Below are 24050 nucleotides of genomic sequence, written 5' to 3'. Positions count from 1 at the left end.
CGATGAGCCGCAGGAGTGAGGTCGCCGCGCTGATCGAGTCCGTCTGCGCGGAGCGCGAGCTGGAGTGGGATTCCACCGGCGAGGCGTCGTACGCGGTGACGCTGCCCGGCACGCACAAGCTCAAGACGATCTGCAACCTGATCGTGGGTGAGCACGCGCTGCGGGTCGAGGCGTTCGTGATGCGCCAGCCCGACGAGCGCCGCGAGGAACTGTGGGCCTGGCTGCTCCAGCGCAACGCCCGCATGTACGGCGTCTCGTTCTCCATCGACGCGGTCGGCGACGTCTACCTGACCGGGCGGGTCAACTTGGCCGGCGTCGACGCCGACGAGCTGGACCGGCTGCTCGGTTCCGTGCTGACGTACGCCGACGAGTCGTTCGACAGCATGCTGGAGATCGGCTTCGGCACCGCCATCCGCCGGGAGTGGGAGTGGCGGGTCAAGCGTGGCGAGTCGACGGCGAACCTTGCCGCGTTCGCGCACCTCTTCGAGCCTTCCGCCACTGCCGGATCGTCCGCCGGAGGTTCGGAGCCCTCCTGACGGGTATGCCGCCCCGCGCGGTGCGGAGCACTGGGACCCACCGCGGGCCGAGGACGGACTGTCGAGGAGCGTGTCCCATGGCTCAGCGCAACAGCTCAGGTCGCGGCACGACTGCGACCCGGACCAAGCGGCAAAGCGGCAACCAGACGCCGAACACCCCGAGGGTGTCGGAGTCCGAGATCTCCCGGATGAAGGTCGACGACCTCCGCAGCCAGCTCAAGCGGCGCGGGGTCGCCGGGATCTCCGCGCTACGGAAGCCGGAACTGGTGAAGACCCTGGCGCGGACCATGCGCGGGGAGGGCGGCGCCGCCCGGCGGAGCGCCGGCCCGGCCGGCCGGCCGTCGGCGACCCGCAAGAGCACCGCCGCGAAGAAGACCACGGCGGCGAAGCGGACCACGTCGGCCCGCCGGAGTGCCACGTCGCCGGCAAAGGCCGCGCCGGCCGCGCGCGCCACCGGTGCCAGGGCCAAGGCCACGGGTACGCGCAAGGCGGCGCCCGCCCGGGCGAAGGCGACCTCGTCGCGGGCGACGACGGCGCGTGCCAAGGCAGCTCCGTCCCGCGCGAAGGCGGCCCCGGCTCGGGCCACTGCCGCGTCCTCCCGTGCGAAGGCCGCGCCCGCTCGGGCGAAGGCGACCCCGTCGAGGGCGAAGGCGGCCCCGTCGAGGGCCAAGGCGGCTCCTTCGCGCGCCAAGGCGGCTCCTTCGCGCGCCAAGGCTGCTCCGTCGCGTGCCAAGGCGGCGCCGGCGCGGAAGGCGTCGTCCGCCCGAGCGCAGGCGGCGCCGACCCGAGGCCCGGCGTCCAGCCGGTCGATCGGGTCGTCGCAGCTCATCACGTCGCTCGCGGACCGGCCGGAGCGTCCGGGCCGGAGCCTGGTCACCCGTAACCACGAGGTGATCCAGCGCTGGGCGCGGGCGCGGGGTGCGAAACCCGCCACCATCGCCGGCACGGAGCGCGAGGGCCGGCCCGGGGTGCTGACGTTCAACATCCCCGGGTACCGGGAGAGCAGCCGGATCCGGGAGATCACCTGGGACGACTGGTTCCGCACGTTCGACCTGCGGCGGCTGAACCTGATCTACCAGGAGCAGATGCGGGACGGCCGGCAGAGCAACTTCTTCCGGACCGAGAACCCGAATCGCGAGGACGGTTGAGGTTTACGGGAATGGCGGCCGGGAACGCCGTGTTTGCCACTCCAGGGACGACAACAGGGACAGCCGGGTTTCCGACACGGGCGCTGTGACGGGCAAGACAGCGTTCCGGGTTGAATCCGGAATCCGGGCGAACTAACTTTATTGCACCGCGTCACGCTTGTTTACGTTCGGGGGAGCGGCGGATCGATCAGATCCGCGCAGGCGAGACGCGAAGATCGGGTGGAGCACGCCGTTGGGGGACGGTGCCACCCGTGGAACCGGCGGCGCGAGCGGGCGACGCTTACGGGGGTGAGTGTCGCCCGCCGCCGCCGGGCGTACGGTACGAGCGCCCATCTCGACGGGGGTCGGGGTGGGCGCTCTGCCGTTGCCGCTCCTCTGCCGTTGTCGCCGCCCCTCAGCGGACGGACGTGACCGGTTCCGCCGCCGCCCGCAGCGCGGCCACCCGCCGTTCCCGGCGCGGCCCGGCCAGCAGGTGCCCGGCGGCGGCCAGCAGGCCGAGCGCGCCCACCACCAGCCAGTGCCGCTCGCCCAGGTGTTCCAGGCTGAGCCCACCGAGCGCCGGCGCCACGAACGACGCGGCCGGGAACGTCAGGTAGAACACCGACTGGTAGCGGGCGCGCAGTTCGGGCGGCGCGAGGTCCGCGTTGATCTGTGCGTTCGGCGGCGCGGCGAGCATCTGCCCGACCGTCCAGACCACCGCCGCGCCGAGGTAGAGCGGCAGCCCGTCGGCCACCGTCAGCGCGCCGAACCCGAGCGCCATCAGGCCGGTGGAGACGGCCAGCACGCTCGACTTGCGGTACGGCTCGATGAGCCGGGGCACGAACAGCTGCCCGGCCACGATGAGCGCCCCGCCGAGCGCGACCACCAGCCCGTACGCCGACGGGCGCAGACCGTCCTCGCGCATCGCCAGCGGCATGATCGTCGAGGTCTGCATGGTCAGCACGGCCAGCAGGAACGTGAGCCCGACGAACACCAGGAACGTGCGGTCGGTCAGCGCGGTGTGCAGCCCGGGACGGCGTCCCACCACCGCCCGTGGCGTGAACGCCGGCCGCCGGGTGAGTGTCTCCGGCACCTTCAGCGCGATCACCACCGCCGCCGCCAGCGTGGCTCCGGCGTCGACCAGGAACAGCGCCGTGAAGCTCGCCTCGGCGAGCAGACCGGCCAGCAGCGAGGCCACCGCCATGCCCAGGTTGAACGCCCAGAACTGGAGGTTGAACGCGCGGGAGCGGCGCGCCTCGGGCACCACGTCCACGATGGCGGCCACGAACGCCGGGCTGGGCATCGAGTGCGCCACCCCGACCAGCGTGGCCAGCGCGGCGATCACCGCCAGGTGCGTGGTGAACGCCAGCGCCGCCATCAGTGCGGCGGCGGCCAGGTGGGCGGCGAGCAGCGTGGCCCGGCGTCCCCACCGGTCGGCGAGGACGCCGCCGAGCAGCGTGCCGGCCGCGCCGCCGATCCCGTACGCGCCGACCACCAGCCCGGCCAGCGACGGCGGGGCACCCCGCGCGGCGGTCAGGTAGAGCGACAGGAACAGCAGCGCGAACGCGCCTGCCCGGTTGATCAGCAGGCCGGACCAGAGGTACCAGAACGTGGCCGGTAGTCCGCCGGCCGTGTCGTCCCACCAGCATCGCAGGCCGCGCACCCGTCCTCCAGGAAGGTTTCCTTACCGATTCCGTCCCGTACGGTATCCACAGGCCTCGGGGCGGTCGCGTCGGGGCGTACTCAGGAACCGGCCCGGACCGGCGCGGCGGGTGCGGTCGCCGCGGCCTCGCCCGCCTCGGGCGCCGGGGTGGCGGTGGCGGTGACCGGCGTGACCGGGGTGCCCACGGTGCGCAGCGCGACCGCGCGGCGCTCGCGGGCCGGGCCCGAGATCAGGTGGGCGACCGCCGCCACGACGCCGATGCCCGCACAGCCGAGCCAGAGCGCGCTGTTGCCGGCGTGCTCGCGGACCAGGCCGCCGAGGATCGGCGCGGCGGCGCCCGCGAGCTGCCAGGACAGCGAGAAGACGCCCTGGTAGCGGCCGCGCAGCGCGGCCGGGGACAGCTCCGCGATCAGGGTGGCGTTGGACGGGGAGTTCAGCATCTCGCCGAGGGTCCAGATCAGCACGGTCAGGCCGTAGAGCCAGACCGTGTCGGCGAGCGCGGTGAGCCCGAAGCCGGCGCCCATCACCAGCGACGCGAGCGCCAGCACGTGCGAGCGGCTGCGGCCCTTGATGAGCCGGGGTACGAACAACTGGCCGACCACGATGAGCACGCCGTTGAGCGCGATCACCGACCCGTACGTGGCCGGGCTGAGCCCGGAGTCGCCCATGGCGATCGGCAACATCGAGATGTGCTGGAGGAACACCAGCGCGGCGAGCAGGTTGAGCGCGACGAAGCCGAGGAACACCCGGTCGGCGAGGATGGTGCGCAGCGCTCCGGCCGGTGCCGGCATCCCCTTGACCGGGAGCACTGTGACCGGGCCGCGGGTCTCGCCCACCTTGGCGAAGATGATCAGCGCGGTCACCAGCGTGGTGGTCGCGTTCACCAGGAACAACAGCAGGTAGCTGCCCTGGGCGGCGAAGCCGGCGAGCACGGCGGCGCAGGCGAAGCCGAGGTTGATGGCCCAGTAGTTCAGCGAGAAGGCGCGCAGCCGGTCCTTGTCCGGCACCACGTCGACCATCATCGCGCCGAAGGCCGGGCGGGCCGCCTCGGCGAACGCGCCGAGCAGCAGCGCGCCCACCGCCACCGCCCAGAGCGGCCGGGCGAGGCCCAGCGCGATCATCATGCCCGCCGCGCCGACGTGGGCGGCGAGCAGCGTGGGTCGCCGTCCCCAGCGGTCGGTCAGGGTGCCGCCGATGGTGGTGCCGACCGCGCCGCCGGCGCCCCAGAGGCCGATCACCAGTCCGGCCTGGGCGGCGGAGAAGCCGCGTTCCTGGGTGAGGTAGATGGCCAGGAAGATCAGGACGAACGAGCCGAGCCGGTTGATCAGCGTGCCGGCCCAGAGGTACCAGAACGTCCGTGGCAGGCCACCCGCCGTGTCCTGGAACCAGCCTCGTACCGTCCGCATCCCGATGCCCCCGTGTGGTAATGACCGATCTGTTTAAAGCGCCTTACAACCTAGTGCCGGGCCGGAGTCGTGGTCATCAGGTTTTCCACGTGGTGGTCGTCACCACCGGTCGCCGCGTGTCCGCTTGCCCGGTACGGCAGGATGATCGGCATGACTGCGAGCGAGGGGCCCACCGTCGGGACGCTGGTCCTGCTGCGGCACGGCGAGAGCGACTGGAACGCGAAGAACCTCTTCACCGGCTGGGTCGACGTCGACCTGACCGCCAAGGGGGAGAGCGAGGCGCGGCGCGGCGGCGAGCTGCTGCGCGAGCACGACCTGCTGCCGGACGTGGTGCACACGAGCCTGATGCGCCGGGCCATCCGCACCGCCGAGCTGGCGCTGAACGCCGCCGACCGGCACTGGATCGCGGTACGCCGGTCGTGGCGGCTCAACGAGCGCCACTACGGCGCCCTGCAGGGCAAGGACAAGAAGCAGACCCTCGACGAGTACGGCGAGGAGCAGTTCATGCTCTGGCGCCGCTCGTACGACACGCCGCCGCCGCCGATCGACGACGCCGACGAGTGGTCGCAGGTCGGCGACCCCCGGTACGCGCTGCTGCCGACCGAGCTGATGCCGCGCACCGAGTGCCTGAAGGACGTCGTCGAACGGATGCTGCCCTACTGGTACGACTCGATCGTGCCGGACATCCTGGCCGGCCGGACGGTGCTGGTGGCCGCGCACGGCAACTCGCTGCGCGCCCTGGTCAAGCACCTCGACCAGATCTCCGACGAGGCGATCGCCAAGCTGAACATCCCCACCGGCATCCCGCTGCGCTACGACCTGGACGCCGACCTGCGTCCGCAGGTGCTCGGCGGCACGTACCTGGACCCGGACGCGGCGAAGGCTGCCGCCGCCGCGGTCGCCAACCAGGGCCGCTGACACGGCGCGGGCGGGGCCTCCCCCGAGGCGGCCCCGCCCGCGGTTCTCAGGCGGACGTGGAACCGGTGATCAGGTAGACCACGTGCTCGCCCGCGTTCACCGCGTGGTCGGCGAAACGCTCGTAGAAGCGGCCCAGCAGCGTCGCGTCGATCGCCGTCTCCACCCCGTACGGCCAGTCGTCGCCGAGGAGCACGCCGAACAGGCTCTTGTGCAGGTCGTCCATCGCGTCGTCGTCGCCGTCCAGCTCGGCGGCCACGTCGGCGTCGGGCTTGGCCAGCACCGAGCCGATCTTCTCGGCCATCCGGTCGGCGATCCCGGCCATGTCGGTGAAGACCGGCCGCAGCTCCGCCGGCACCGCCGGGGACGGGTGCCGGCGCAGCGCCGTCTTCGCCACGTGGTCGGCCAGGTCGCCCATCCGCTCCAGATCGGCTGCGACGTGCAACGCGGTGATCATCGCTCGCAGGTCGGAGGCCACCGGCGCCTGGCGGGCCAGCAGGTCACAGACCCGCTCCTCCACGTGCCGGTAGAGGTCGTCGATCTCGGCGTCCCGCGCGATCACCGTCTCGGCGGCCGTCCGGTCGGCGGTGAGCAGCGCCTTGGTGGCCTGCCGCATGGCCGCGCGTACCGCCTCGGCCATGTCCACCAGCAGCTGGCTGACAATCTGCAGGTCGGCCCGGAACTCGTCGCGCATCGTCACTTCCTGGGGTCGATGGCCGTCACCCCGACGGGGTACGGCAGGAGCAGGTGCGCGCCCCACGCTAGGCCGAACGGTCGGCACCAGGGTGAACGCGGATGAACGACGCGGGGCCCGTAGGTGAACTTTGCCGAAAGCGAGAGTGGTTCGTCCCTTTGTGCCCGATCCCTGGGTTAACAATGACCCTACGATCGCCGGGTGGAATGGGCGGTGGCCATCGTGGTGGCCGGAGCGCTGGTGACCGGGCTGGTCGCCGGGGCGCTGCTGTCCGGACGCGTGGACGAATGGCGGCGCCGCCGGGCGTCGCGGGGCGGCGGGACACCCCGTCGTGACGCAGGGAGGCCGACGATTCCGGACGAAGCGCAGGGTGGCCTATCCGGGCTCGGCCGCAAGACGATCGACTCGCTGCGCGCCGGCGTGGTGGTGCTCGACCCGGACGACGTGCCGGTGCTGGTGAACCCGGCCGCCCGGGCGATGGGTCTGCTCCGTACCGGGGCGACGCCGGGGTCGATCGCGGCGCACCCGTTGATCCGTACCCTCGCCGGGCAGGTCCGCCGCACGGGCGTGCGGCGCGAGATCGAGCTGGACCTGCCCCGGGGCCGCGACGGCGGCGGTGACAACCCGCTCGGCGTGCACCTGCGGGCGATGGGGCTGGGCTCCGGCTACATCTCGATCGAAGCAGTAGACGTCACCGAGTCGCACCGTCTCGCGCGGGTACGCCGGGACTTCGTCGCGAACGTCAGCCACGAGCTGAAGACGCCGATCGGCGCGCTGCAACTGCTCGCCGAGGCGCTCGTCGACGCCACCGAACCGGCCGTCGGCGGCGCGCCCGACCTGTCCGAGGACCTGGTCGCCGCGCGGCGGTTCGCCGAGCGGATCCAGCACGAGTCGACCCGCCTCGGCCGCCTCGTGCAGGAGCTGCTGGAACTGACCCGCCTCCAGGGCGCCGAACCGCAGCCCGCCCCCGAGCCGGTCTCGGTGGACTGGGTGCTCGCCGAGGTCGTCGACCGCACCCGCACCGCGGCCACCGCGCGCCGGGTGGAGATCGCGGTCGGCGGGCAGCGGGGCCTGACCGTGTACGGCAGTGACAGCCAACTCGCCACCGCTGTGGCGAACCTGGTGGAGAACGCGATCACCTACTCCGGCGAGGACACCACGGTCCGGGTGACGGTGACCGGGACCGAGGAGCACGTCGAGATCGCCGTGGCCGACCAGGGCATCGGCATCGCCCCGAACGAGGTCGACCGGATCTTCGAACGCTTCTACCGGGCCGACCAGGCCCGCTCCCGGGCGACCGGCGGCACCGGCCTGGGCCTGGCCATCGTCAAGCACATCGCCAGCAACCATGGCGGCCGGGTGGAGGTGTCGAGCACCCTTGGTGGGGGGTCGACGTTCACCCTCCGGTTGCCCGCACGCCCCCCGGACGACCTGGAGACGACACTCGCCTCCGCTGGGATCGAGGCCGGCCCGGCCGAGCTCCGGCAGGTCTGACCACAGGAAAGGAAACACCCGTTGAGCCGCGTACTCGTGGTCGAGGACGAGGAGTCGTTCTCCGACGCCCTGTCCTACATGCTCCGCAAGGAGGGGTTCGAGGTCTCCGTCGCCGCGACGGGCACCGCCGCCCTCACCGAGTTCGACCGGACCGGCGCCGACATCGTGCTGCTCGACCTGATGCTGCCGGAGATGTCCGGCACCGAGGTCTGCCGGCAGCTCCGGCAGCGCTCGCACGTGCCGATCATCATGGTCACCGCGCGGGACAGCGAGATCGACAAGGTGGTCGGCCTGGAAATCGGCGCCGACGACTACGTGACCAAGCCGTACTCGCCGCGTGAACTGGTCGCCCGCATCCGGGCGGTGCTGCGCCGGCAGAGCGCCGAGTCGAACGAGACGGGCGCGCCGACGCTCGCCGCCGGCCCGGTCCGGATGGACATCGAACGGCACGTGGTGACAGTCGGCGGTGCCGGGGTGCAGCTTCCGCTCAAGGAGTTCGAGCTGCTGGAGCTGCTGCTGCGCAACGCCGGGCGGGTGCTCACCCGAGGCCAGTTGATCGACCGGGTCTGGGGCGCCGACTACGTGGGCGACACCAAGACGCTGGACGTGCACGTGAAGCGGCTGCGCTCCAAGATCGAGCCGGAGCCGTCCGCGCCGCGCTACATCGTCACGGTCCGCGGCCTGGGCTACAAGTTCGAGCCCTGATCCGCCGCCCGCGTTGAGCCCTTTGCGGCGATCTTGGAGTTGTGGCGCCCAGGATGCCCGCTTTGGCGCCGTTCGTGAGGTGCCACTACTCCAAGATCGCCGACCCCGGGGTTTCTCGCGCGGGGAGTTCTCGGGCCTCGACCCGCCGAGACTCCTTCGCGCACGCGATCTTGCACTTCGGTGCTCCGTAAACCGCGCAAATGGGACGCCCCGAGGGCGCAAACTGCAAGATCGCGTGGGCCGTCGACGGCCGCTGCGCTCCCCGTCCAGCTCACGCCCTGCCCGGTCGCGTCGATCATGAACTTGGCGGCGCCTGGTGTCCGTTTCGTCACGGCTAACCTCATGATCAACGCCGCGGGTGTGCCAGGCGAGGGCTTGTTCGGGGGTGATCAAGGAGTTTGTGGGCTTGTGGGCGTCGGATGGTGCCGCTAACTCCTTGATCACGGGGTGCAGGGTGAGGTGCTCGGCTGGCTCGGTGAGGGTTTGGGTGTGTGTGGGGTGGGTGTCCGGGTTGGGGTGGTGGGCGGCACTGTGGTGGCGGAATCGTGGGCGGGTGCCGGGCGTTGTAACCGGGTGAACGACCGAGCACCGGTTGCCGCCGAGCGAGGCGGTGCTGGCTGTGGGCACAGGCCCAGGGCCGCGGTCGTTGAGTACGTCTCCGACGGCGTGAGCCGCATGGAAGCTTCCCGCCCGGCTGGTCGTTGACGATGGTTGCGACGACGCGTCAGGGCCCGGGAATGATGCCGGGCCGGCCGGTCGTTGGACACGGTTCCGACGACGTGAACCCTCCGCGCCGCACCCCCGGTGGTGGCGTGAGCCGGCCCGGGAATGATGCCGGGCCGCGGGTCGTTGGACATGCTTCCGGCGCCGCGTAGAGGCCCCCGCCCCCGCGAGCAGCCGAAACCCCCAGTCTTTTGAGCGCCTGACGGTGCCCACGCATCCCCCCGGGTGCGTCGACCCCCGAATGGAGCACACGTGATGAACACGATTCTGCGTAAGAGCGTTCTGGGTATTGCTGGTCTGGCTTTCACCGGTGGCGTGTTCGCCGGTCCGGTCGCCGCCCACGCCGCGGACACCACCGCGCACGCGAAGCCGGTCACGGCGACGGTGCAGGGTGACAAGCTGATCCCGCACGGTGTGCAGGGCGCCCAGTCGCGCATCGACCTGAACGACGAGCAGACCGCCAACGTCAAGGCGATCATCGCCGCGACGAAGAAGGCCGGCATGGACGAGCGTGCCGCGGTCGTGTCCATCGCCACCGCGTTGCAGGAGTCGAAGCTGGAGAACCTCGGCCACCTGGGTGACCGTAACGACCACGACTCGCAGGGCCTGTTCCAGCAGCGCCCCTCCTCCGGTTGGGGCACGGTGGAGCAGATCACCGACCCCGAGTACTCCACGACGGCGTTCCTGAAGGGTCTCAAGCAGGTCGACGGCTGGAAGGACATGCCGCTGACCAAGGCCGCCCAGACCGTCCAGGTGTCCGCCTACCCGGACCACTACGCCCAGTGGGAGCAGCAGGCCGCCGACCTGGTGGCCGAGCACTGGAACAAGTAAGAAGAACAACTAAGAACGCAGCGAAAGGCCGGCACCCCGAACCAACGGGGTGCCGGCCTTCACTCGCTTGCCGGGTGCGGGGCGACCTGACCCTGGCGTTGCCGGGCGGCGCACAGTTCGGCCAGCTTGGCGTACGCGGGCGCGCCGATCAGCGCGGTCAGCTCCGGGCCGTACGAGACGTACATCGGCTCGGCGCCGACGTGCGCGTCGGTGGAGGACGTGCACCACCAGTCGAGGTCGTGCCCGCCGGCGCCCCAGCCGCGCCTGTCGAACTCGGCCAGCGTGGAGATCAGCACCTTGGTGTTGTCGGGCCGCTTGTGCCACTCCTGGTCGCGGCGTACCGGCAACTGCCAGCAGACGTCCGGCTTGTACTCCAGCGGGTGCACCCCGTCGCGCAGCGCCTGGGCGTGCAGCGCGCAGCCGCCCCCACCGGCGAAGTCGGCGTCGTTGAGGAACACGCAGGGGGCGTCCACGTCGCGGGTGGCGGTACGCCGGGCCGGTGTCTTGCCGTCGACCGTGTCGTTCTCGGTCCAGTTCTTGAACCCGCGCCGGAAGTGCTGCCACGTCTCCGGCGTCAGCCGCTTCACCGCTGCCCGGACCCGCTTCTCGTCGTCGGAGTCGGTGAAGAACGCGCCGTGCGAGCAGCACCCGTCGGCGGCCCGCCCGGCGATGATGCCGTGGCAGCCCTGGCCGAAGATGCACGTCCAGCGGGACAGCAGCCAGGTCAGGTCGGCGCGGACGACGTGCTTCGGGTCGGCCGGGTCGGTGAACTCGATCCACTCCCGTGGGAAGTCCAGCCCGACCTCGCGGCTGCGCGGGTCCTCGGGGTCGTCCACCAGCACGTGAAGCTCGATCTGCCCTGTCACTCGGACCAGCGTACGCGCGGTGACCCCGCCCGGCCGTCGAGCCGACGAAACGTGTTGGCCCTAGTGTCTTCTCCATGCGACTGGGTGTCCTCGACGTCGGCTCCAACACGGTGCACCTGCTGGTGGTCGACGCCCACCACGGCGCGCATCCCTGGCCGGCGCACTCGGAGAAGGTGGTGCTGCGGCTGGCCGAGCAGATCGGCCCGGACGGCGCGCTCACCGTCGGCGGCGCGGACGGCCTGGTCAAGGCGGTCGGCATGGCTCGGGCGGCGGCTGACGGGCTGGGCGCCGAGGATCTGCTGGCGTTCGCCACGAGCGCGGTCCGCGACGCCACGAACGCCGCCGACGTGCTGGCCCGCGTCCGCGACGAGACGGGCGTGCGCCTGGAGGTGCTCTCCGGCGCGGACGAGGCGCGGATGACGTTCCTGGCGGTGCGGCGGTGGTTCGGCTGGTCGGCGGGCCGGTTGCTCGCGATGGACATCGGCGGCGGCTCGCTGGAGCTGGCCGCCGGCATCGACGAGCACCCGGACGTGGCGATCTCGCTGCCGCTCGGGGCGGGACGGCTGAGCCGGGAGCGGCTCGCCGTCGACCCGGCCGGCGCGGCGCCGCCGTCGGCCGAGGCCGTGGAGGAACTGCGGGCGTACGTGGACGCCCAGCTCGACCCGGTGGTCGAGCAGCTGACAGCGGTGGGCTGGGAGCGTCCGGTCGCCACCTCGAAGACGTTCCGCACGCTGGCCCGGCTGGCGGGCGCCGCGCCCTCCGGTGCGGGCCTGTGGGCGCGCCGCAGCCTGACGCGTACCGGGCTGCGGCAGGTGCTCGGGTTCATCAGGCACATCCCCCCGGCCCAGCTGCCCGAGCTGGAGGGGGTCAGCGCGCAGCGGGCGCACCAGCTCCTCGCGGGCGCGGTGGTGGCGGAGGCGGTGATGCGCCGCCTCGACGTCGACTGCGTGGACATCTGCCCGTGGGCGCTGCGGGAGGGCGTCATCCTGCGTCGGCTGGATCAGCTCGCGCCGATGTGACCGTACGAGCGCTCTGGGTTGCTTTGCGGTTGCTCGTCCCGATGCTCGCCGGCGCTTGGGGCTACCCTCGGAACTGTGACTTACCGCGTTCCGGTGCTCCTGTCCACGTCCTCGGTCTTTCCCGAACGGACCGCGGCGGCGTTCCAGCTCGCCGCCGAGCTGGGCTACGACGGCATCGAGGTGATGGTCTGGACCGACCCGGTCAGCCAGGACGCGGGCGCGCTGCGCGGACTCGCCGAGCACTACGGCGTGCCGGTGCTGTCGGTGCACGCCCCCTGCCTGCTCGTCACCCAGCGGGTGTGGAGCCCCGACCCGTGGGAGCGGCTGCGCAAGGCCGCCGAGCTGGCCGAGACGCTGGAGGCGCCGACCGTCGTGGTGCACCCGCCGTTCACCTGGCAGCGTGACTACGCGCGCACCTTCGCCGACGGCCTCGACACCATCGCGGGCCAGTTCGGCGGCCTGCACTTCGGGGTGGAGAACATGTACCCGGTGCGGATGGCCGGGCGGCAGTTCGTCCCGTACGCGCCGGGCTGGGATCCGACCGAGATCGGGTACGCCTCGTACACCCTCGACCTGTCGCACTGCGCGGCCTCGCACACCGACGCGATGGCGATGGCCGACCGGATGGGGTCCGGGCTGGCGCACGTGCACCTGGGCGACGGCACCGGCGAGGGGCGCGACGAGCACCTGGTGCCGGGTCGCGGCGGGCAACCCTGCGCGGAGATGCTCCGCTCGCTGGCCGGACGGGGGTTCACCGGCTCGGTAGCGGTGGAGGTGACGACCCGGGGCGCGAAGAGTCGCGCGGTCCGCGAGGCGGACCTGCGGGAGTCGCTGGAGTTCGCCCGCGCGAACCTGACGGCGCCGTCCCCGGTCGACGTCTGACCGGCACGGGCCACCCCGGCCGCTCGCGCCCGGCTGCGGCGTCGCTTGCGGCGGCGCGGCGTCGGCCCGAGGGCCGGGGAGTGCGCCGGAGGTCAGCTCACCGGGGACAGCGGCTGCGCCGGGACGGCCTGCTCGCCGACCGCTGCGCGCTTGCGCGCCCGATGCGCCGCCACGTGGGAGCGGGTGGCGCAGCGCTCGGAGCAGAACCGGCGGCAGCAGTTGGACGAGGTGTCCAGGTAGACGTTGCCGCAGCGGTCGTCGGCGCAGACCCCGAAGCGGGCGCTGCCGTACTCGCACAGCCACACCGACAGGCCCCAGACCGCGCCGGCCAGGTATTCCGACGAGACCGACGCGCCCCGGCTGGTCACGTGCATGTGCCAGTCCGAGGAGTCGTGCCCGGAGATGCGCGGCTGCACCGGGAACGCCTCCAGCAGCGCGTTCAACTCCGCCACCGCTTCGTTGTCCCGGCCCGAGGTGCCGTACTCGAAGACGTCCCGGAGGCGCTTCTGCGCCCGCCGGAAGATCGCCAGGTCCCGTTCCGCGACCTCGTCGCGCATCCAGCCCTGCTCGTCCGAGAAGACGGCCCGCAGGCCGTCCAGGTCGTCCAGCCGGGCGTTGACGAGCTCGACCCCGGTCCGGGCGTACGCGTCGAAGTTCACGACACCAACGGTAGACGACTCAGAGCGGACGCGGTGCGTCGATGTAGTGGGGCAGGAACCGCGCGTAACCGTCAGTGATGAGGCTCTCGCTCTCGCGCACGCCGGCGCCGGCCGACTCGCCGTCCACGATCCAGCTGCCGAGCACCGTCCGGTTGCCCTCGAACTCGGGCAACGCGCGGAACTCCTGGAAGCAGAAGCCCTCGTCGCCGTAGATCCCCGGGTTGGTGATCTCCGTGTCGCCGGTCACGATGCGTACCGAACCGCCCTCCCGGCCGAGCAGCGGCTTGGCCACGTACTCGGTCATGCCTCGCGGCGAGTCCAGGTACGCGGGCAGCAGGTAGTCGTGCCCCGGGTACATCTCCCAGAGCACGGCCAGCAGCGCCTTGTTCGACAGCAGCAGCTTCCAGGCCGGCTCGATCCAGGTGGTGGGGGTGCCCGGGTCCAGCGCCGGGCGCCCGTACGGCTCGGCGAGCATCCACTCCCAGGGGTAGAGCTTGAAGCAGGTGGTGATCGGCCGGTCGTCGGCGTCGACGAAGCGCCGCCCGTCCCAGCCGACCCGCTGGATCGGCATGAGCGTCACGTCCAGCCCGGCCTGGCGGGCGGTCTCGGCGAGGTAGCCGGCGGTGATCTGGTCCTCGCCCGACTCCTCTTCGGAGGACCACAGCACGTGCGCCCGCGGCTCATGCAGCCCGGCGCCGATCTTGGCCCAGGCGCCCACCAGGCGTTCGTGCAGGCTGTTCCACTGGTCCGCGTCCGGCCGGGTGTGCTCCAGCCAGTACCACTGCACGATGCTCGCCTCGACCAGCGCGGTGGGGGTGTCGGCGTTGTACTCCAGCATCTTCGGCGGCCCGCTGCCGTCGTACCAGAGGTCGAACCGGCCGTAGAGCGTCGGCGGGTTCTCCCGCAGCGAGCGGGCGACCGCCTCGGCGGCCCACTCGGGGATGCCGAACTCGGCGTACCGGCGGCGGGCCACCACGTGCTCGGCGGCGGCCACCGACATCCGGTGCAGCTCCTCCGTCGCCTCCTCCAGCCGGAGCACCTCGTCCAGCGTGAACGAGTACGCCGCGGTCTCGTCCCAGTACGACATGATCTCGCCGTCGGGCAGCTCGGTGTCGACGTACACCAGGCCCTGAGCCCGGATGATCTCGTCCCAGCCGGGGCGCGGCGTGCTCGCCTCGCGGCGCACGTCAGCCGCCGCAGGAGGCGAGGTGGGTGCCGAAGCCGCCGCGCTCGGGCAGCGCGGCGGCCGGGGCCGGCTCGCCGCGTGCGGCGGTGACCGGCGCGGGCACGTGCAGGGCCACGGCGACGACGTCGCCGCCCCCGCCGGCCGGGCCGAGCGCGCAGTCGTCATCGTCGTCGTCGTAACCGTTGTTGCAGCCGGAGAGCGCGAGGGCCAGCGCGGTCAGCGCGCCGAGCTGCACGGAGGCCGAGCGGAGCCGGCGCCGGGGGTGTCGTCGATCCACGTGAACGTTGTAGCTGATCCGCGCCAGCCGGGGGTGCCCGGCCCGGTGCCGTGGGACGGAACCGGGCGGGCCTCGGACGCACCCGGCGAGGGCCCGGTGGTGAGCGTTACGCTCGGCTCATGCTCCGTTCCGTCATCCTCGCCGCCTCCCGATCCACCCAGGTGGAGCGGCTCGTCGCGACGGCCCCGTTCACCCGGGACGTCGTCCGCCGGTTCGTCGCCGGCGCCGCCACCGACGACGCGCTGCGCGCCACCCGCGAGCTGGTCGCCGACGGCCAAGCGGTCACCCTCGACTACCTGGGCGAGGACACCACCACCCCGGAGCAGGCGAACGCCACCCGGGACGAGTACCTCAGGCTGCTGAGCCGCCTCGCCGCCGCCGGGCTCACCCCGGCCGCCGAGGTCAGCGTGAAGCTGTCCGCGCTGGGCCAGATGTTCGACGAGCAGCTCGCGTACGACAACGCGCGGGCGATCTGCGCGGCGGCCGACGCGGCGGGCACCACTGTCACGCTGGACATGGAGGACCACACCACCACCGACTCGACGCTGGACATCCTGGCGAAGCTCCGCAAGGACCACCCGTCGACCGGCGCGGTGCTCCAGGCGTACCTGCGGCGGACCGAGTCGGACTGCCGGGAGCTGGCCTCGGCCGGGTCGCGGGTGCGGCTGTGCAAGGGCGCGTACAAGGAGCCGGAGTCGGTGGCGTACCAGTCCGCCCGCGAGGTGGACAAGTCGTACGTGCGCTGCATGAACGTGCTGATGTCCGGTGACGGCTACCCGATGCTCGCCACGCACGACCCGCGGCTGATCGCGATCGGGGAGGACCGGGCGCGCTGGTTCGACCGCGACCCGGGCCGGTTCGAGTTCCAGATGCTCTACGGCATCCGCCCGGAGGAGCAGCAGCGCCTGGTCGGCGAGGGCTACACGGTGCGGACCTACGTCCCGTACGGCGACCAGTGGTACGGCTACCTGATGCGCCGGCTCGCGGAGCGCCCGGCCAACCTGGCGTTCTTCGGCCGCGCGGTGCTGTCGAAGAAGTGAGTCACTCGTTCGACCAGGCCCGGGTGCACAGCACGAGGCGGTAGCCGTCCGGGTCGGTGAACGTGACACCCCACCTGTCCCAGTACGGGCCGGCGGAGACCCTGGTCCCGCCGGCCCGTTCCAGTCTCGGGACCAGGTCGTCGTCGGGCGGGCCGTCGAGGTAGAGCACGAACAGGTCCTCCCCGGTGGGACGCGGCTCGACCGTGAGCGTCGAGCCGCCGACCAGTTCCAGGTGCCAGCCGGCCCCGGGCAGGCCGAGCATCACCAGGTCGTGCTCGTCCGGGTGATCGCCCTCGCTCCGGTAGAGCACGTCCAGGCCCAGCCCCTGTGTCCAGAACCGTTCGGCGGCGGCGAGGTCGCGGCTCGGGCGGGCGAGACGTACGTGGGTGTCGGCGGTGATCGGCATGCCGGGATCGTGCGACCTCACCTCGGGTTGAGGTCAAGCTTGACCGGCTTGGCTAATGACGTTAGCTTTAAGGCTATGACAGTTAGCCAGGTGGCGCGGGACGGCGGCACGATTGCCTACGAGGTGCACGGGTCGGGACCGCTCGTGGTGCTCGCGCACGGCATGGGGGAGAACCGGGCCGCCTTCCGGCACCTGACGCCCCGGCTGGTCGCGGCCGGCTACCGGGTGGCAGCTGTCGACGTACGCGGGCACGGCGACTCCAGCCCGCACTGGCCCACGTACGCCCCGGAGCACGTCGGCGGCGACCTGCTCGCCGTGGTGCGGGCGCTCGGCGGTGAGCCGGCCACCCTGGTCGGCAGCTCGTCCAGCGCCGCCGCAATCGTCTTCGCCGCCGCCGAGGCGCCCGACCTGGTCAGCGGCATCGTGCAGGTCAGCCCGTTCGTCGGCACGCCCAAGCCGAACCCGCTGATGCGCGTCGCGCAGGCGGCAGTGCTGCGCAGCCCTCGGCTGTTCGGGCTGTTCCACCGCACGCTGTTCCCCTGCGGGCGCCCGGCGGACGACGCCGCGTACCGCAGGGAGATGGTCGCCAAGCTGCGCGGGCGGATGGCCGCGGTGCGCGGTGTCGTCGCACCGGCCGACCCGCACTGGACCGCGCGGGCGCCCGAGGTGCGCCGCCCGGTGCTGGTGCTGATGGGCACGAACGATCCGGACTTCCCCGACCCGGGCGCCGAGGCGCGCGCCGCCCGCCGGCTGTTCGCCGTCGCCGAGGCGCGGATGGTCGCCGACTCCGGGCACTACCCGCACGCCGACCAGCCCGACGCCACCGCCGCCGACCTGGTCGAGTTCCTGGCGGTGACCGCGCGTGCCTAGGGCCGGCCTGACCCCGGCCACAGTCGTGCGGGAGGCCGCCACGCTCGCCGACGAGGTCGGCTACGAGAAGCTGACCCTGGCCGCGCTCGCCGCCCGCCTCGGCGTCGCGCTACCCAGCCTCTACAAGCACGTGCGGGGCGCGGACGCGCTGCACCAGAAGCTCGCCGTGCTCGCCACCGCCGAGATCGCCGACGTGCTCACGGCCGCCGCCGCGGGCCGGGCCGGTGGCGACGCGTTGCGCGCCGTCGCCGCCGCCTACCGGGCGTACGCGCGGCAGCACCCCGGCCGCTACCCGGCCGCCCAGCGGGCGCCCGACCCGGCCGACCCCGACCACCTGGCCGCCGGAGAGCGCGCGGTCGGCGCGGTCCGGGCCATCCTGCTCGGGTACGGCCTCGACGGCGACGCCGCGACCGACGCCATCCGGATGTTCCGGGCCGCCGTGCACGGCTTCGTCGCGCTGGAGGCGGCGGGCGGATTCGGGCTGCCCCGCGACACCGACCGTAGCTTCGACCAGATGATCGCGGGGCTGGACCGCGCCTACCTCTCCTGGGAGGACAGATGACCGCGCTGCTGCTGGGCGTGATCTTCCTGCTGGAGCTGGCCCTGCTGGGCTCGGCCGGGTACTGGGGCTTCACGCTCGACGCCGGCTGGCCGCTGCGCCTGCTCGCCGGGCTCGGTGCCCCGCTGGTGATCGCCGTGGTGTGGGGACTGTTCTGCTCACCGCGTGCCGCCGTGACGCTGCCCGACCCGGCCAGGCTCGCCGTCCAGGCCGCCTGCTTCCTCACCGGCGGCGCGCTGCTCGCCCTGGCCGGCCACGCGGTACCCGGACTGGCACTGGTGGCCCTCTGGGCAGTCGACAAGACGGCGTTGACGCTGACCGGCACCCCGGTCTGAGAGATCTTGGTACGAACCGGCCCCTTCGAGGGCGCTTTCGTACCAAGATCTCGGGGCACGGCGGAACACGGCGGGACTCTTTCCCGGAACGCCCGATTGGTCGTACCCTTCGCCGGTGACCGACGGCGACGAGCAGCCTCCCGGCCGGACGACGGACGGCGACGAGCCTCGTCCCACCGTCGACGCCGCCGACGTGAGCGCCGACAAGGCGAGCGCCGCCGACACGAGCACCGTCCACGTCAGCGCCGGCGCCGACCGCGCGGCCGACGCGAGCGCTGCCAACCTCAGCGCCGCCGCCGACGCCCGCGCTGACGACACTCACGCCGAAAGCGCCGCCATCTCCGCCGGCGTGGACGCCGCCGTCGACACCATCGCACCGGCACCGGACGCGGTGTTGCCGTACATCGCCGCTGGTCCGGCGCCGTACCCCGTATCCCTGGCGCAGCCGGACCCGGCGCGGGCGGTGCCGAGACGGCGGCGGTGGCCGCTCTGGACCGCGCTCGGACTCGCGCTCGGCCTGGTGGCGGGCGCGGTGCCCGGCGTACTCCTGCGGGAGTCGGCGCCGGACGCGGCCGGGCGGTCGGCCGCGAAGGACGACCCGGGCACGGCGGCGCAGCGGCGGCTCGGCGAGCGGATGCTCGCGCTGCTGGACCGGCAGGCCGCCGCGCTGGTCGGCGCGGACCGGACGGGCTTCCTCGCGATCGCCGAGCCGACGGCCCGGCCGGTGCTGAGCCGCCGGTACGCGGCGCTGCGGTCGCTGCGAGTCACGACCTGGCGCTCGACGGCCGACGGGGTGCCGGCGGCGGTCGACGGAAAGCCGGGGGAGTGGCGGCTGGCGGTGACCGTCGGCTACTGCTTCGTGGTGCGGGACTGCGCGCCGAGCACTGTGGAGCTGGGCACGCGCTGGCGGCTGGTGGGGGAGGAACCCCGGCTGACCGCCGTGGAGCCGTCCTCGACGGACCCGGCGGGCGTGCGCCCGTGGCAGGTGAACGACCTCGCCGTGGCGGTCGGCAAGCGGGTCGTGGTGGCCACCACGCCGGCCCAGCGGCGCAAGCTGCCCGGCCTGCTCGCCCAGGCCGAGACCGCCGCCCAGGCCGCGGACCGGTACGCGATCGGCGGCCGGCCGCCGGACCGGTATCTCGTCTACTACGCCGGGAAGGGCGAGTGGCAGCGCTGGTACGGCGGCGGGCGGCCGAAGTGGACCGCCGGGTACGCGGTGGGCGTCGGTGGTGGGCGCCACGACGTGGTGCTCAACGCGCAGATCCTCACCCCGACGGGCATCGACGACCTGCTCCGGCACGAGCTGACCCATGCCGCCTCGCTGCCCGACCGGGGTTACGCCGACCGCGCGGACTGGTGGCTGGTGGAAGGGCTGGCCGAGTACGCCGGTGCCGACGGGCAACCCGTGCACCGCTACGACGGACTGGCCGAGGTGCGGGATCTGCTGCGCGGCGGGTGGTCGGGGCGGCTGGACGCGGTGGCTCCCGCCGACGACGCGAGCGACGACCGGGTCGGCGGTGCCTACGGCGTCGGCTACCTGGCCGTACGCCATCTGGTCGACAGGTACGGCGAGCAGCGGACGCTGGACTTCTACCGGGCCGTGGTGCACGAGCGGCGGTCACCGGAGCAGGCCGCCGACGAGGTGTTCGGCGACCCGTGGTCGATGCTGCACGACGACTGCGTCGCCTACGTCCGGGCCGTCGTCGGCTGAACGTCGACGCCTGTCGACGGGTCGTAGCATGGGCCGGGTGGCCCGCACTCCCTCGCCGCGGCTGCCCGCGGCCCGCCGCCCCCGTCTCGTCACCGCCGTGCTCGCCGTCGTCGCGCTGACCGGCACGACCGCCGCGTCCTGCGGCGACGACGCCCCGGCGGTCACCGTCGCCGAGGTGGGCCGCGCGCCGGTGAGCGAGGTGATCGACGCTCCGGCCACCGTGACCGCGCGCGCCGCGGCCACCCTCACCGCGCCCGCCGACGGCACGCTCGCCCGCCTGCGGGTGCAGCCGGGACAGCGGGTGACCCGGGGGCAGGTGCTCGCGGTGATCGACTCGCCGTCGGCCCGGGACCGCCTGGAGAAGGCGCGGGAAGCGTTGCGCGCGGCGAAGCGGGCCGGGCGGGGCACCGGCACGGGCGACCTGGGCGGCAGCCGCCGCGGCACCGACCGGGCCGCCGACGAGGCGTTCGCCGCCGCCCGCGCCGCCGCGGGCAAGGTCGGCGATCCGCAGGTACGCGCCGCGCTGCTGCTCCAGGTCCAGTCGGCGCAGCGGCAGTACGAGTCCGCCGCGCGCGCCGCCGACCGGGCGGTCGCCCAGGTGCAGCGCGGGGTCGCCGGCCTGAACAGCGCCGTCGGCGCGCTGTCGTCCGCGCAACGACTCCAGGCCCAGCAGGCGTACGACCTGGCGAAGGCGACTGTGGACGCGCTGACGTTGCGCGCGCCGATCGCCGGTGTGGTGCAGCCGGGCGGCACCCGGTCGGCGGCGCCGGCCGACCTGGCCGGGCTGTTGGGTGCGGCGGGTGGCGGGGCGGTGCCCGGTCTCGACCCGTCCGCGCTGGGCGGTGGTGGGCAGGGCGGCCCGCCGCCGGGTGTCGACGACGCGATCCCGGCCGGTGGCCGGGTCACCGCCGGCACGCCGGTGCTCACAGTGGTGGACGTCGGCCGGCTCGGCCTGCTCGCCGAGGTGGACGAGACCGACGTGTTGCTGGTCCGGGCCGGGGTGCCCGCGTCGGTCGAGCTGGACGCGGTGACCGGCGCGACGTACGACGCCACCGTGCGCTCGGTCGACGTGCTGCCCACCAGCTCGGCGCGGGGCGGCGTCACCTACCGGGTCCGGCTCGACCTCGGCGCCGGACGCCTCGGTGAGGCCGAGCCGGCCCCGGCGCCGCGGCCGGGCATGAACGCGGTGGTACGGCTGCGGGTGCGGGAGGCCGCCGACGCGGTGGCGGTGCCGGCGTCGGCGGTGTTCTCCGCCGACGGGCGGGACGCCGTCTGGGTGCTGCGTGACGGCCGGGCCGACCGGGTTCCGGTGACTGTGGGCGTGCAGGGGCAGGACCTGGTGCAGATCGTCGACGGCGTACGAGCCGGTGACCGGGTCGTGGTGCGCGGGGCCGACCAGGTGCGCGACGGCCAGGAACTCCCGTGACCGTACCGGCGGTCGAGGCGGTCGACGTCTGGCGCACGTACGAGCTGGACGGGGTCTCGGTGTCCGCGTTGCGCGGGGTGTCGCTCACCATCGACCAGGGCGAGTACGTGGCGGTGATCGGCCCGTCCGGCTCCGGCAAGTCGACGCTGATGCACCTGCTCGGCGGGCTGGACCGGCCCAGCGGCGGCCGGCTGGTGATCGGCGGGCGGGACGTGACCACGATGACCGCGCCGGAGCTGGCGACGCTGCGCAACGAGACCATCGGCTTCGTGTTCCAGGCGTTCCACCTGCTGGCCCGTACGTCGGCTGTGGACAACGTGGCGTTGCCGCTCGTCTACCGGGGTGTCGGGGCGCGGCAGCGGCGGGAGCGGGCGGCGGCGATGCTGGGCCGGGTCGGGCTCGGCCACCGGCTGCACCACCGGCCCAACCAGCTCTCCGGCGGCGAGCAGCAGCGGGTGGCGATCGCGCGGGCGCTGGTGACCGAACCGGCGGTGCTGCTCGCCGACGAGCCGACCGGCAACCTGGACAGCGCCACCGGTGAGGCGGTGCTGGAACTGTTGGAACAGCTGAACGCCGAGTCGGGGGTGGCGCTGGTGATGGTGACCCACGACCAGGAGGTGGCCGCCCGGGCACACCGGCGCATCGCGGTACGGGACGGGCTGATCCGGTCCGACAGCCTTCATGATCGACCGCCGTCGGACGGTTCCGGCGTACCTGCGACACTGGACCCCGCTCCCAGCGCGGAGCCCCGGTCCGCGTCCGGAAGCGGCCCGGGGCACCCGCCCGGTGGCTCCGGTGGCGCCACCGGAGCCACCGGGCGCCTTCCGCGGGCCGAGGAGCGCCGACTGCCGCAGGACCTCGGGGACGCCGGATGAGGCTGGCCGAGGCGTGGCGGGTGGCGTCGGACGCGCTGCGGGCCAACCGGATGCGCAGCCTGCTGACCATGCTCGGGGTGATCATCGGGGTGGCCTCGGTGGTGATCCTGGTGGCCATCGGCACCGGCACGAAACAGCAGGTCGAGCAGCAGGTCGAAGGGCTCGGCTCGAACCTGCTGCTGGTGGTGCCGGGCCGGATCGAGGTGGGCAACGCCCCGGTGGTCTCGCCGCTGGACCTCAGCGACGCCGACGCCGTCTCCCGGGTGGTCGGCGACCCCGGCCGGGTCGCCGTCACGGTGGCCTCCGACGCGACCGCCCGGGCCGGCAACCGGTCCGACTTCACCACCGTGCAGGGCGTGCTGGAGACCACCCCGTCGGTGTTCACCAGATCGCTGTCGCGGGGCCGCTACCTGACCGGGGCGGACGTGGACACCAGCCGCCGGGTGGCGGTGCTCGGCGACTCGGTGGCCCGGGCGCTCTTTCCCGACCGTGACCCGCTCGGCCAGCAGGTCACGCTGGCCGGCGTCCGGTTCCGGGTGATCGGCGTCTTCGCCCCGCTCGGGCAGAGCCTCGGCGTGGACCGGGACGACGAGGTGCACGTACCGGTGACGGCGGCGCAACGGCTCTGGGGCACCCAGCGCATCGACGGCATCGCGGTCAAGGCGCCGGACCGGGAGCGGATCGACGAACTCGGCGACCGGATCGTCGCGGAGCTGTCCCGCCGGCATCCGGACACCGAGTTCAGCGCCGTCACCCAGCGGCAGATCCTCGGCGTGCTCGGCGACATCCTGGGCGTGCTGACCGGCGTGCTGGCCGCCATCGCGGGCATCTCGCTGCTGGTCGGCGGCGTCGGCGTCTCCAACATCATGCTCGTCTCGGTACGCGAGCGGACCCGCGAGATCGGGCTGCGCAAGGCGGTCGGTGCCCGCCCCCGCGACATCGGCGTGCAGTTCCTGCTGGAGGCGGTGCTGCTCACCTCGGTCGGCGGCCTGGCCGGGATGGCGCTGGGCGTGGGCACCGCGCTGCTCGTGGACGCGTTCTCGCCGATCCCCGCGGCGATCACCTGGTGGTCGCTGGCGCTGGCGTTCGGCGTCTCCGCGGCGGTCGGCATCGTCTTCGGCGTGGTGCCGGCGCAGCGGGCCGGACGGCTCGACCCGGTGGTGGCGCTGCGCGCCGAGTAGGAGATGGTGCTGCGCGCGGAGCACCCGGTGGCGTCGTGCGCCCGGCAGCCGGATCGGACGAGACACCCGTCCGGGCGAAAAAGCCCTGGCAGACATCGGGTGAACGGCTGCCCCGCCATGATCAAAGGGTGGAAGGGATCGCGCAGGTCACAGCCGTCCCGCTACCGTACTGGTTACACGCGCGTCGCTCGTCGAGGCGGGAGCACCTGCCCGGTGACACGCGCCGGGCACGGGAATGGGTCGGTGAGCCATGGCCGGGTCGCAGTCCGACGCACGGCTGTCGGATGTCAGGTTCCTGACCGTCGCCGAGGTGGCGACGGTCATGCGGGTCTCCAAGATGACCGTCTACCGCCTCGTGCACAGCGGTGAGCTCACCGCGGTACGGGTCGGCCGGTCGTTCCGGGTGCCCGAGCACGCCGTGCACGAATACCTCCGGGGCGCCTTCCAGGAGTCCGCCTGAGCACTCGTCGGCCCGGTCCGCCGAGTACGACGAAAAGGGGCATCGACGGGGGCGCGTTGGTCCTGCTGACGCACTCCGGTTAGGCTGGACCACGACCGTGACCGCTCTCTGGTGTGCCCTGCCCACCACGCTGGTCCGGTCCGTTGTCCGCAAGCGGTCACGGCGCCACCCGCGGTGGTGCCGTCCGGTCCGCCCCGCACGTTG

At 73.2% G+C, this 24050-nt stretch carries 25 protein-coding genes; 17 read left to right on the top strand and 8 right to left on the bottom strand.

Annotation, left to right across the window (positions count from 1 at the left end; genetic code table 11):
- The first annotated feature begins 2 nt into the window (after window positions 1-2).
- Together ACQP26_RS27815 and ACQP26_RS27810 are read left to right on the top strand one after the other, a co-directional pair.
- Window positions 3-536 carry a YbjN domain-containing protein gene (locus ACQP26_RS27815; protein WP_269703862.1) on the top strand — a complete coding sequence of 178 codons (534 nt, stop codon included), beginning with the start codon at window positions 3-5 and terminating at the stop codon, window positions 534-536.
- Window positions 537-823: 287 nt separating this feature from the next.
- Window positions 824-1684 carry a hypothetical protein gene (locus ACQP26_RS27810; protein WP_433496211.1) on the top strand — a complete coding sequence of 287 codons (861 nt, stop codon included), beginning with the start codon at window positions 824-826 and terminating at the stop codon, window positions 1682-1684.
- Window positions 1685-2078: 394 nt separating this feature from the next.
- On the opposite strand, the gene ACQP26_RS27805 is transcribed toward ACQP26_RS27810, so the two are convergent.
- Together ACQP26_RS27805 and ACQP26_RS27800 are read right to left on the bottom strand one after the other, a co-directional pair.
- Complete coding sequence (locus ACQP26_RS27805; RefSeq protein WP_433494381.1) at window positions 2079-3326, bottom strand: MFS transporter; 1248 nt, start codon at window positions 3324-3326, stop codon at window positions 2079-2081.
- An 80-nt stretch (window positions 3327-3406) separates the two neighbouring features.
- A complete protein-coding gene (locus tag ACQP26_RS27800) occupies window positions 3407-4732 on the bottom strand; it encodes an MDR family MFS transporter (RefSeq protein ID WP_433494380.1) in 1326 nt (441 codons plus the stop codon).
- Window positions 4733-4882: 150 nt separating this feature from the next.
- Here ACQP26_RS27800 and ACQP26_RS27795 point away from each other — a divergent pair, with 150 nt between their 5' ends.
- Window positions 4883-5650 (top strand): phosphoglyceromutase, encoded by a 768-nt coding sequence (locus ACQP26_RS27795; protein WP_269703867.1) that lies wholly within the window; start codon window positions 4883-4885, stop codon window positions 5648-5650.
- 46 nt (window positions 5651-5696) lie between these two features.
- On the opposite strand, the gene phoU is transcribed toward ACQP26_RS27795, so the two are convergent.
- The gene (gene phoU, locus ACQP26_RS27790; protein ID WP_281579670.1) at window positions 5697-6341 is read right to left on the bottom strand and encodes a phosphate signaling complex protein PhoU; all 645 of its coding nucleotides are present in this window, start codon (window positions 6339-6341) and stop codon (window positions 5697-5699) included.
- 201 nt (window positions 6342-6542) lie between these two features.
- Here phoU and ACQP26_RS27785 point away from each other — a divergent pair, with 201 nt between their 5' ends.
- The 3 genes from ACQP26_RS27785 (at window position 6543) to ACQP26_RS27775 (ending at window position 10094) form a co-directional block, all read left to right on the top strand.
- The gene (locus ACQP26_RS27785; protein ID WP_433494379.1) at window positions 6543-7835 is read left to right on the top strand and encodes a sensor histidine kinase; all 1293 of its coding nucleotides are present in this window, start codon (window positions 6543-6545) and stop codon (window positions 7833-7835) included.
- A 21-nt stretch (window positions 7836-7856) separates the two neighbouring features.
- Complete coding sequence (locus ACQP26_RS27780; RefSeq protein WP_269703870.1) at window positions 7857-8540, top strand: response regulator transcription factor; 684 nt, start codon at window positions 7857-7859, stop codon at window positions 8538-8540.
- A 978-nt stretch (window positions 8541-9518) separates the two neighbouring features.
- Window positions 9519-10094: a hypothetical protein gene (locus tag ACQP26_RS27775; RefSeq protein WP_269701096.1), complete on the top strand. Its 576-nt coding sequence runs from the start codon at window positions 9519-9521 to the stop codon at window positions 10092-10094.
- A 59-nt stretch (window positions 10095-10153) separates the two neighbouring features.
- Here ACQP26_RS27775 and ACQP26_RS27770 read toward each other — a convergent pair whose 3' ends face one another.
- Window positions 10154-10960, bottom strand: a complete 807-nt coding sequence (locus ACQP26_RS27770) for a hypothetical protein (RefSeq protein ID WP_281579673.1) — start codon at window positions 10958-10960, stop codon at window positions 10154-10156.
- 74 nt (window positions 10961-11034) lie between these two features.
- Between ACQP26_RS27770 and ACQP26_RS27765 the strand changes: the two genes are divergently transcribed.
- A complete protein-coding gene (locus ACQP26_RS27765) occupies window positions 11035-11979 on the top strand; it encodes a Ppx/GppA phosphatase family protein (RefSeq protein WP_269703873.1) in 945 nt (314 codons plus the stop codon).
- A 75-nt stretch (window positions 11980-12054) separates the two neighbouring features.
- A complete protein-coding gene (locus ACQP26_RS27760) occupies window positions 12055-12861 on the top strand; it encodes a sugar phosphate isomerase/epimerase family protein (protein WP_013288771.1) in 807 nt (268 codons plus the stop codon).
- A gap of 92 nt (window positions 12862-12953) precedes the next feature.
- On the opposite strand, the gene ACQP26_RS27755 is transcribed toward ACQP26_RS27760, so the two are convergent.
- The 3 genes from ACQP26_RS27755 to ACQP26_RS27745 are packed head-to-tail and all read right to left on the bottom strand — an operon-like array spanning window position 12954 to window position 14983.
- The gene (locus ACQP26_RS27755) at window positions 12954-13520 is read right to left on the bottom strand and encodes a CGNR zinc finger domain-containing protein (protein WP_018787720.1); all 567 of its coding nucleotides are present in this window, start codon (window positions 13518-13520) and stop codon (window positions 12954-12956) included.
- A 19-nt stretch (window positions 13521-13539) separates the two neighbouring features.
- Window positions 13540-14706 carry a glutathionylspermidine synthase family protein gene (locus ACQP26_RS27750; protein ID WP_269703875.1) on the bottom strand — a complete coding sequence of 389 codons (1167 nt, stop codon included), beginning with the start codon at window positions 14704-14706 and terminating at the stop codon, window positions 13540-13542.
- Between the two features lies 1 nt (window position 14707).
- Window positions 14708-14983 carry a hypothetical protein gene (locus ACQP26_RS27745; RefSeq protein WP_269703876.1) on the bottom strand — a complete coding sequence of 92 codons (276 nt, stop codon included), beginning with the start codon at window positions 14981-14983 and terminating at the stop codon, window positions 14708-14710.
- Window positions 14984-15102: 119 nt separating this feature from the next.
- On the opposite strand from ACQP26_RS27745, the gene ACQP26_RS27740 reads away from it, so the two are divergent.
- Window positions 15103-16023 carry a proline dehydrogenase family protein gene (locus tag ACQP26_RS27740; protein ID WP_269703877.1) on the top strand — a complete coding sequence of 307 codons (921 nt, stop codon included), beginning with the start codon at window positions 15103-15105 and terminating at the stop codon, window positions 16021-16023.
- 1 nt (window position 16024) lies between these two features.
- Here the strand turns inward: ACQP26_RS27740 and ACQP26_RS27735 are convergent, their stop codons facing one another.
- Entirely contained in the window at window positions 16025-16429 is a 405-nt protein-coding gene (locus ACQP26_RS27735; protein WP_433494378.1) for a VOC family protein, read from the bottom strand.
- A 75-nt stretch (window positions 16430-16504) separates the two neighbouring features.
- Here ACQP26_RS27735 and ACQP26_RS27730 point away from each other — a divergent pair, with 75 nt between their 5' ends.
- From ACQP26_RS27730 to ACQP26_RS27695, 8 genes are all read left to right on the top strand, one after another.
- Complete coding sequence (locus tag ACQP26_RS27730) at window positions 16505-17299, top strand: alpha/beta fold hydrolase (RefSeq protein ID WP_281579676.1); 795 nt, start codon at window positions 16505-16507, stop codon at window positions 17297-17299.
- Window positions 17292-17861: a TetR-like C-terminal domain-containing protein gene (locus tag ACQP26_RS27725; RefSeq protein WP_269703880.1), complete on the top strand. Its 570-nt coding sequence runs from the start codon at window positions 17292-17294 to the stop codon at window positions 17859-17861. Before ACQP26_RS27730 ends, ACQP26_RS27725 begins: the two co-directional genes overlap by 8 nt.
- Window positions 17858-18193, top strand: a complete 336-nt coding sequence (locus ACQP26_RS27720) for a YrdB family protein (RefSeq protein WP_433494377.1) — start codon at window positions 17858-17860, stop codon at window positions 18191-18193. Before ACQP26_RS27725 ends, ACQP26_RS27720 begins: the two co-directional genes overlap by 4 nt.
- Before the next feature lie 115 nt (window positions 18194-18308).
- Window positions 18309-19904, top strand: a complete 1596-nt coding sequence (locus ACQP26_RS27715; RefSeq protein ID WP_433494376.1) for a hypothetical protein — start codon at window positions 18309-18311, stop codon at window positions 19902-19904.
- Between the two features lie 28 nt (window positions 19905-19932).
- Window positions 19933-21330 carry an efflux RND transporter periplasmic adaptor subunit gene (locus ACQP26_RS27710; RefSeq protein WP_433494375.1) on the top strand — a complete coding sequence of 466 codons (1398 nt, stop codon included), beginning with the start codon at window positions 19933-19935 and terminating at the stop codon, window positions 21328-21330.
- Window positions 21327-22205 (top strand): ABC transporter ATP-binding protein, encoded by an 879-nt coding sequence (locus ACQP26_RS27705; RefSeq protein ID WP_281579679.1) that lies wholly within the window; start codon window positions 21327-21329, stop codon window positions 22203-22205. The genes ACQP26_RS27710 and ACQP26_RS27705 overlap by 4 nt, the downstream gene beginning before the upstream one ends.
- On the top strand, window positions 22202-23386 hold the full coding sequence (locus ACQP26_RS27700) for an ABC transporter permease (RefSeq protein ID WP_433494374.1): 1185 nt from the start codon (window positions 22202-22204) through the stop codon (window positions 23384-23386). The genes ACQP26_RS27705 and ACQP26_RS27700 overlap by 4 nt, the downstream gene beginning before the upstream one ends.
- Before the next feature lie 250 nt (window positions 23387-23636).
- Window positions 23637-23846: a helix-turn-helix domain-containing protein gene (locus tag ACQP26_RS27695; protein ID WP_013288759.1), complete on the top strand. Its 210-nt coding sequence runs from the start codon at window positions 23637-23639 to the stop codon at window positions 23844-23846.
- Window positions 23847-24050 lie beyond the last annotated feature (204 nt).

This window comes from Micromonospora sp. CA-248089, from assembly GCF_050948515.1.
GTDB lineage: Bacteria > Actinomycetota > Actinomycetes > Mycobacteriales > Micromonosporaceae > Micromonospora.
This window is presented reverse-complemented; position numbering and strand designations above follow the sequence as displayed.

Excerpts from the sequence above, each read along its gene's own strand:
- ACQP26_RS27775 (WP_269701096.1), top strand. The coding sequence starts at position 9,519 with ATGAACACGATTCTGCGTAAGAGCGTTCTGGGTATTGCTGGTCTGGCT.
- ACQP26_RS27730 (WP_281579676.1), top strand. The coding sequence starts at position 16,505 with ATGACAGTTAGCCAGGTGGCGCGGGACGGCGGCACGATTGCCTACGAG.
- ACQP26_RS27800 (WP_433494380.1), bottom strand. The coding sequence starts at position 4,732 with ATGCGGACGGTACGAGGCTGGTTCCAGGACACGGCGGGTGGCCTGCCA.
- phoU (WP_281579670.1), bottom strand. The coding sequence starts at position 6,341 with ATGCGCGACGAGTTCCGGGCCGACCTGCAGATTGTCAGCCAGCTGCTG.
- ACQP26_RS27810 (WP_433496211.1), top strand. The coding sequence starts at position 824 with ATGCGCGGGGAGGGCGGCGCCGCCCGGCGGAGCGCCGGCCCGGCCGGC.
- ACQP26_RS27740 (WP_269703877.1), top strand. The coding sequence starts at position 15,103 with ATGCTCCGTTCCGTCATCCTCGCCGCCTCCCGATCCACCCAGGTGGAG.
- ACQP26_RS27815 (WP_269703862.1), top strand. The coding sequence starts at position 3 with ATGAGCCGCAGGAGTGAGGTCGCCGCGCTGATCGAGTCCGTCTGCGCG.
- ACQP26_RS27695 (WP_013288759.1), top strand. The coding sequence starts at position 23,637 with ATGGCCGGGTCGCAGTCCGACGCACGGCTGTCGGATGTCAGGTTCCTG.
- ACQP26_RS27795 (WP_269703867.1), top strand. The coding sequence starts at position 4,883 with ATGACTGCGAGCGAGGGGCCCACCGTCGGGACGCTGGTCCTGCTGCGG.
- ACQP26_RS27710 (WP_433494375.1), top strand. The coding sequence starts at position 19,933 with ATGGGCCGGGTGGCCCGCACTCCCTCGCCGCGGCTGCCCGCGGCCCGC.
- ACQP26_RS27735 (WP_433494378.1), bottom strand. The coding sequence starts at position 16,429 with ATGCCGATCACCGCCGACACCCACGTACGTCTCGCCCGCCCGAGCCGC.
- ACQP26_RS27720 (WP_433494377.1), top strand. The coding sequence starts at position 17,858 with ATGACCGCGCTGCTGCTGGGCGTGATCTTCCTGCTGGAGCTGGCCCTG.
- ACQP26_RS27765 (WP_269703873.1), top strand. The coding sequence starts at position 11,035 with ATGCGACTGGGTGTCCTCGACGTCGGCTCCAACACGGTGCACCTGCTG.
- ACQP26_RS27700 (WP_433494374.1), top strand. The coding sequence starts at position 22,202 with ATGAGGCTGGCCGAGGCGTGGCGGGTGGCGTCGGACGCGCTGCGGGCC.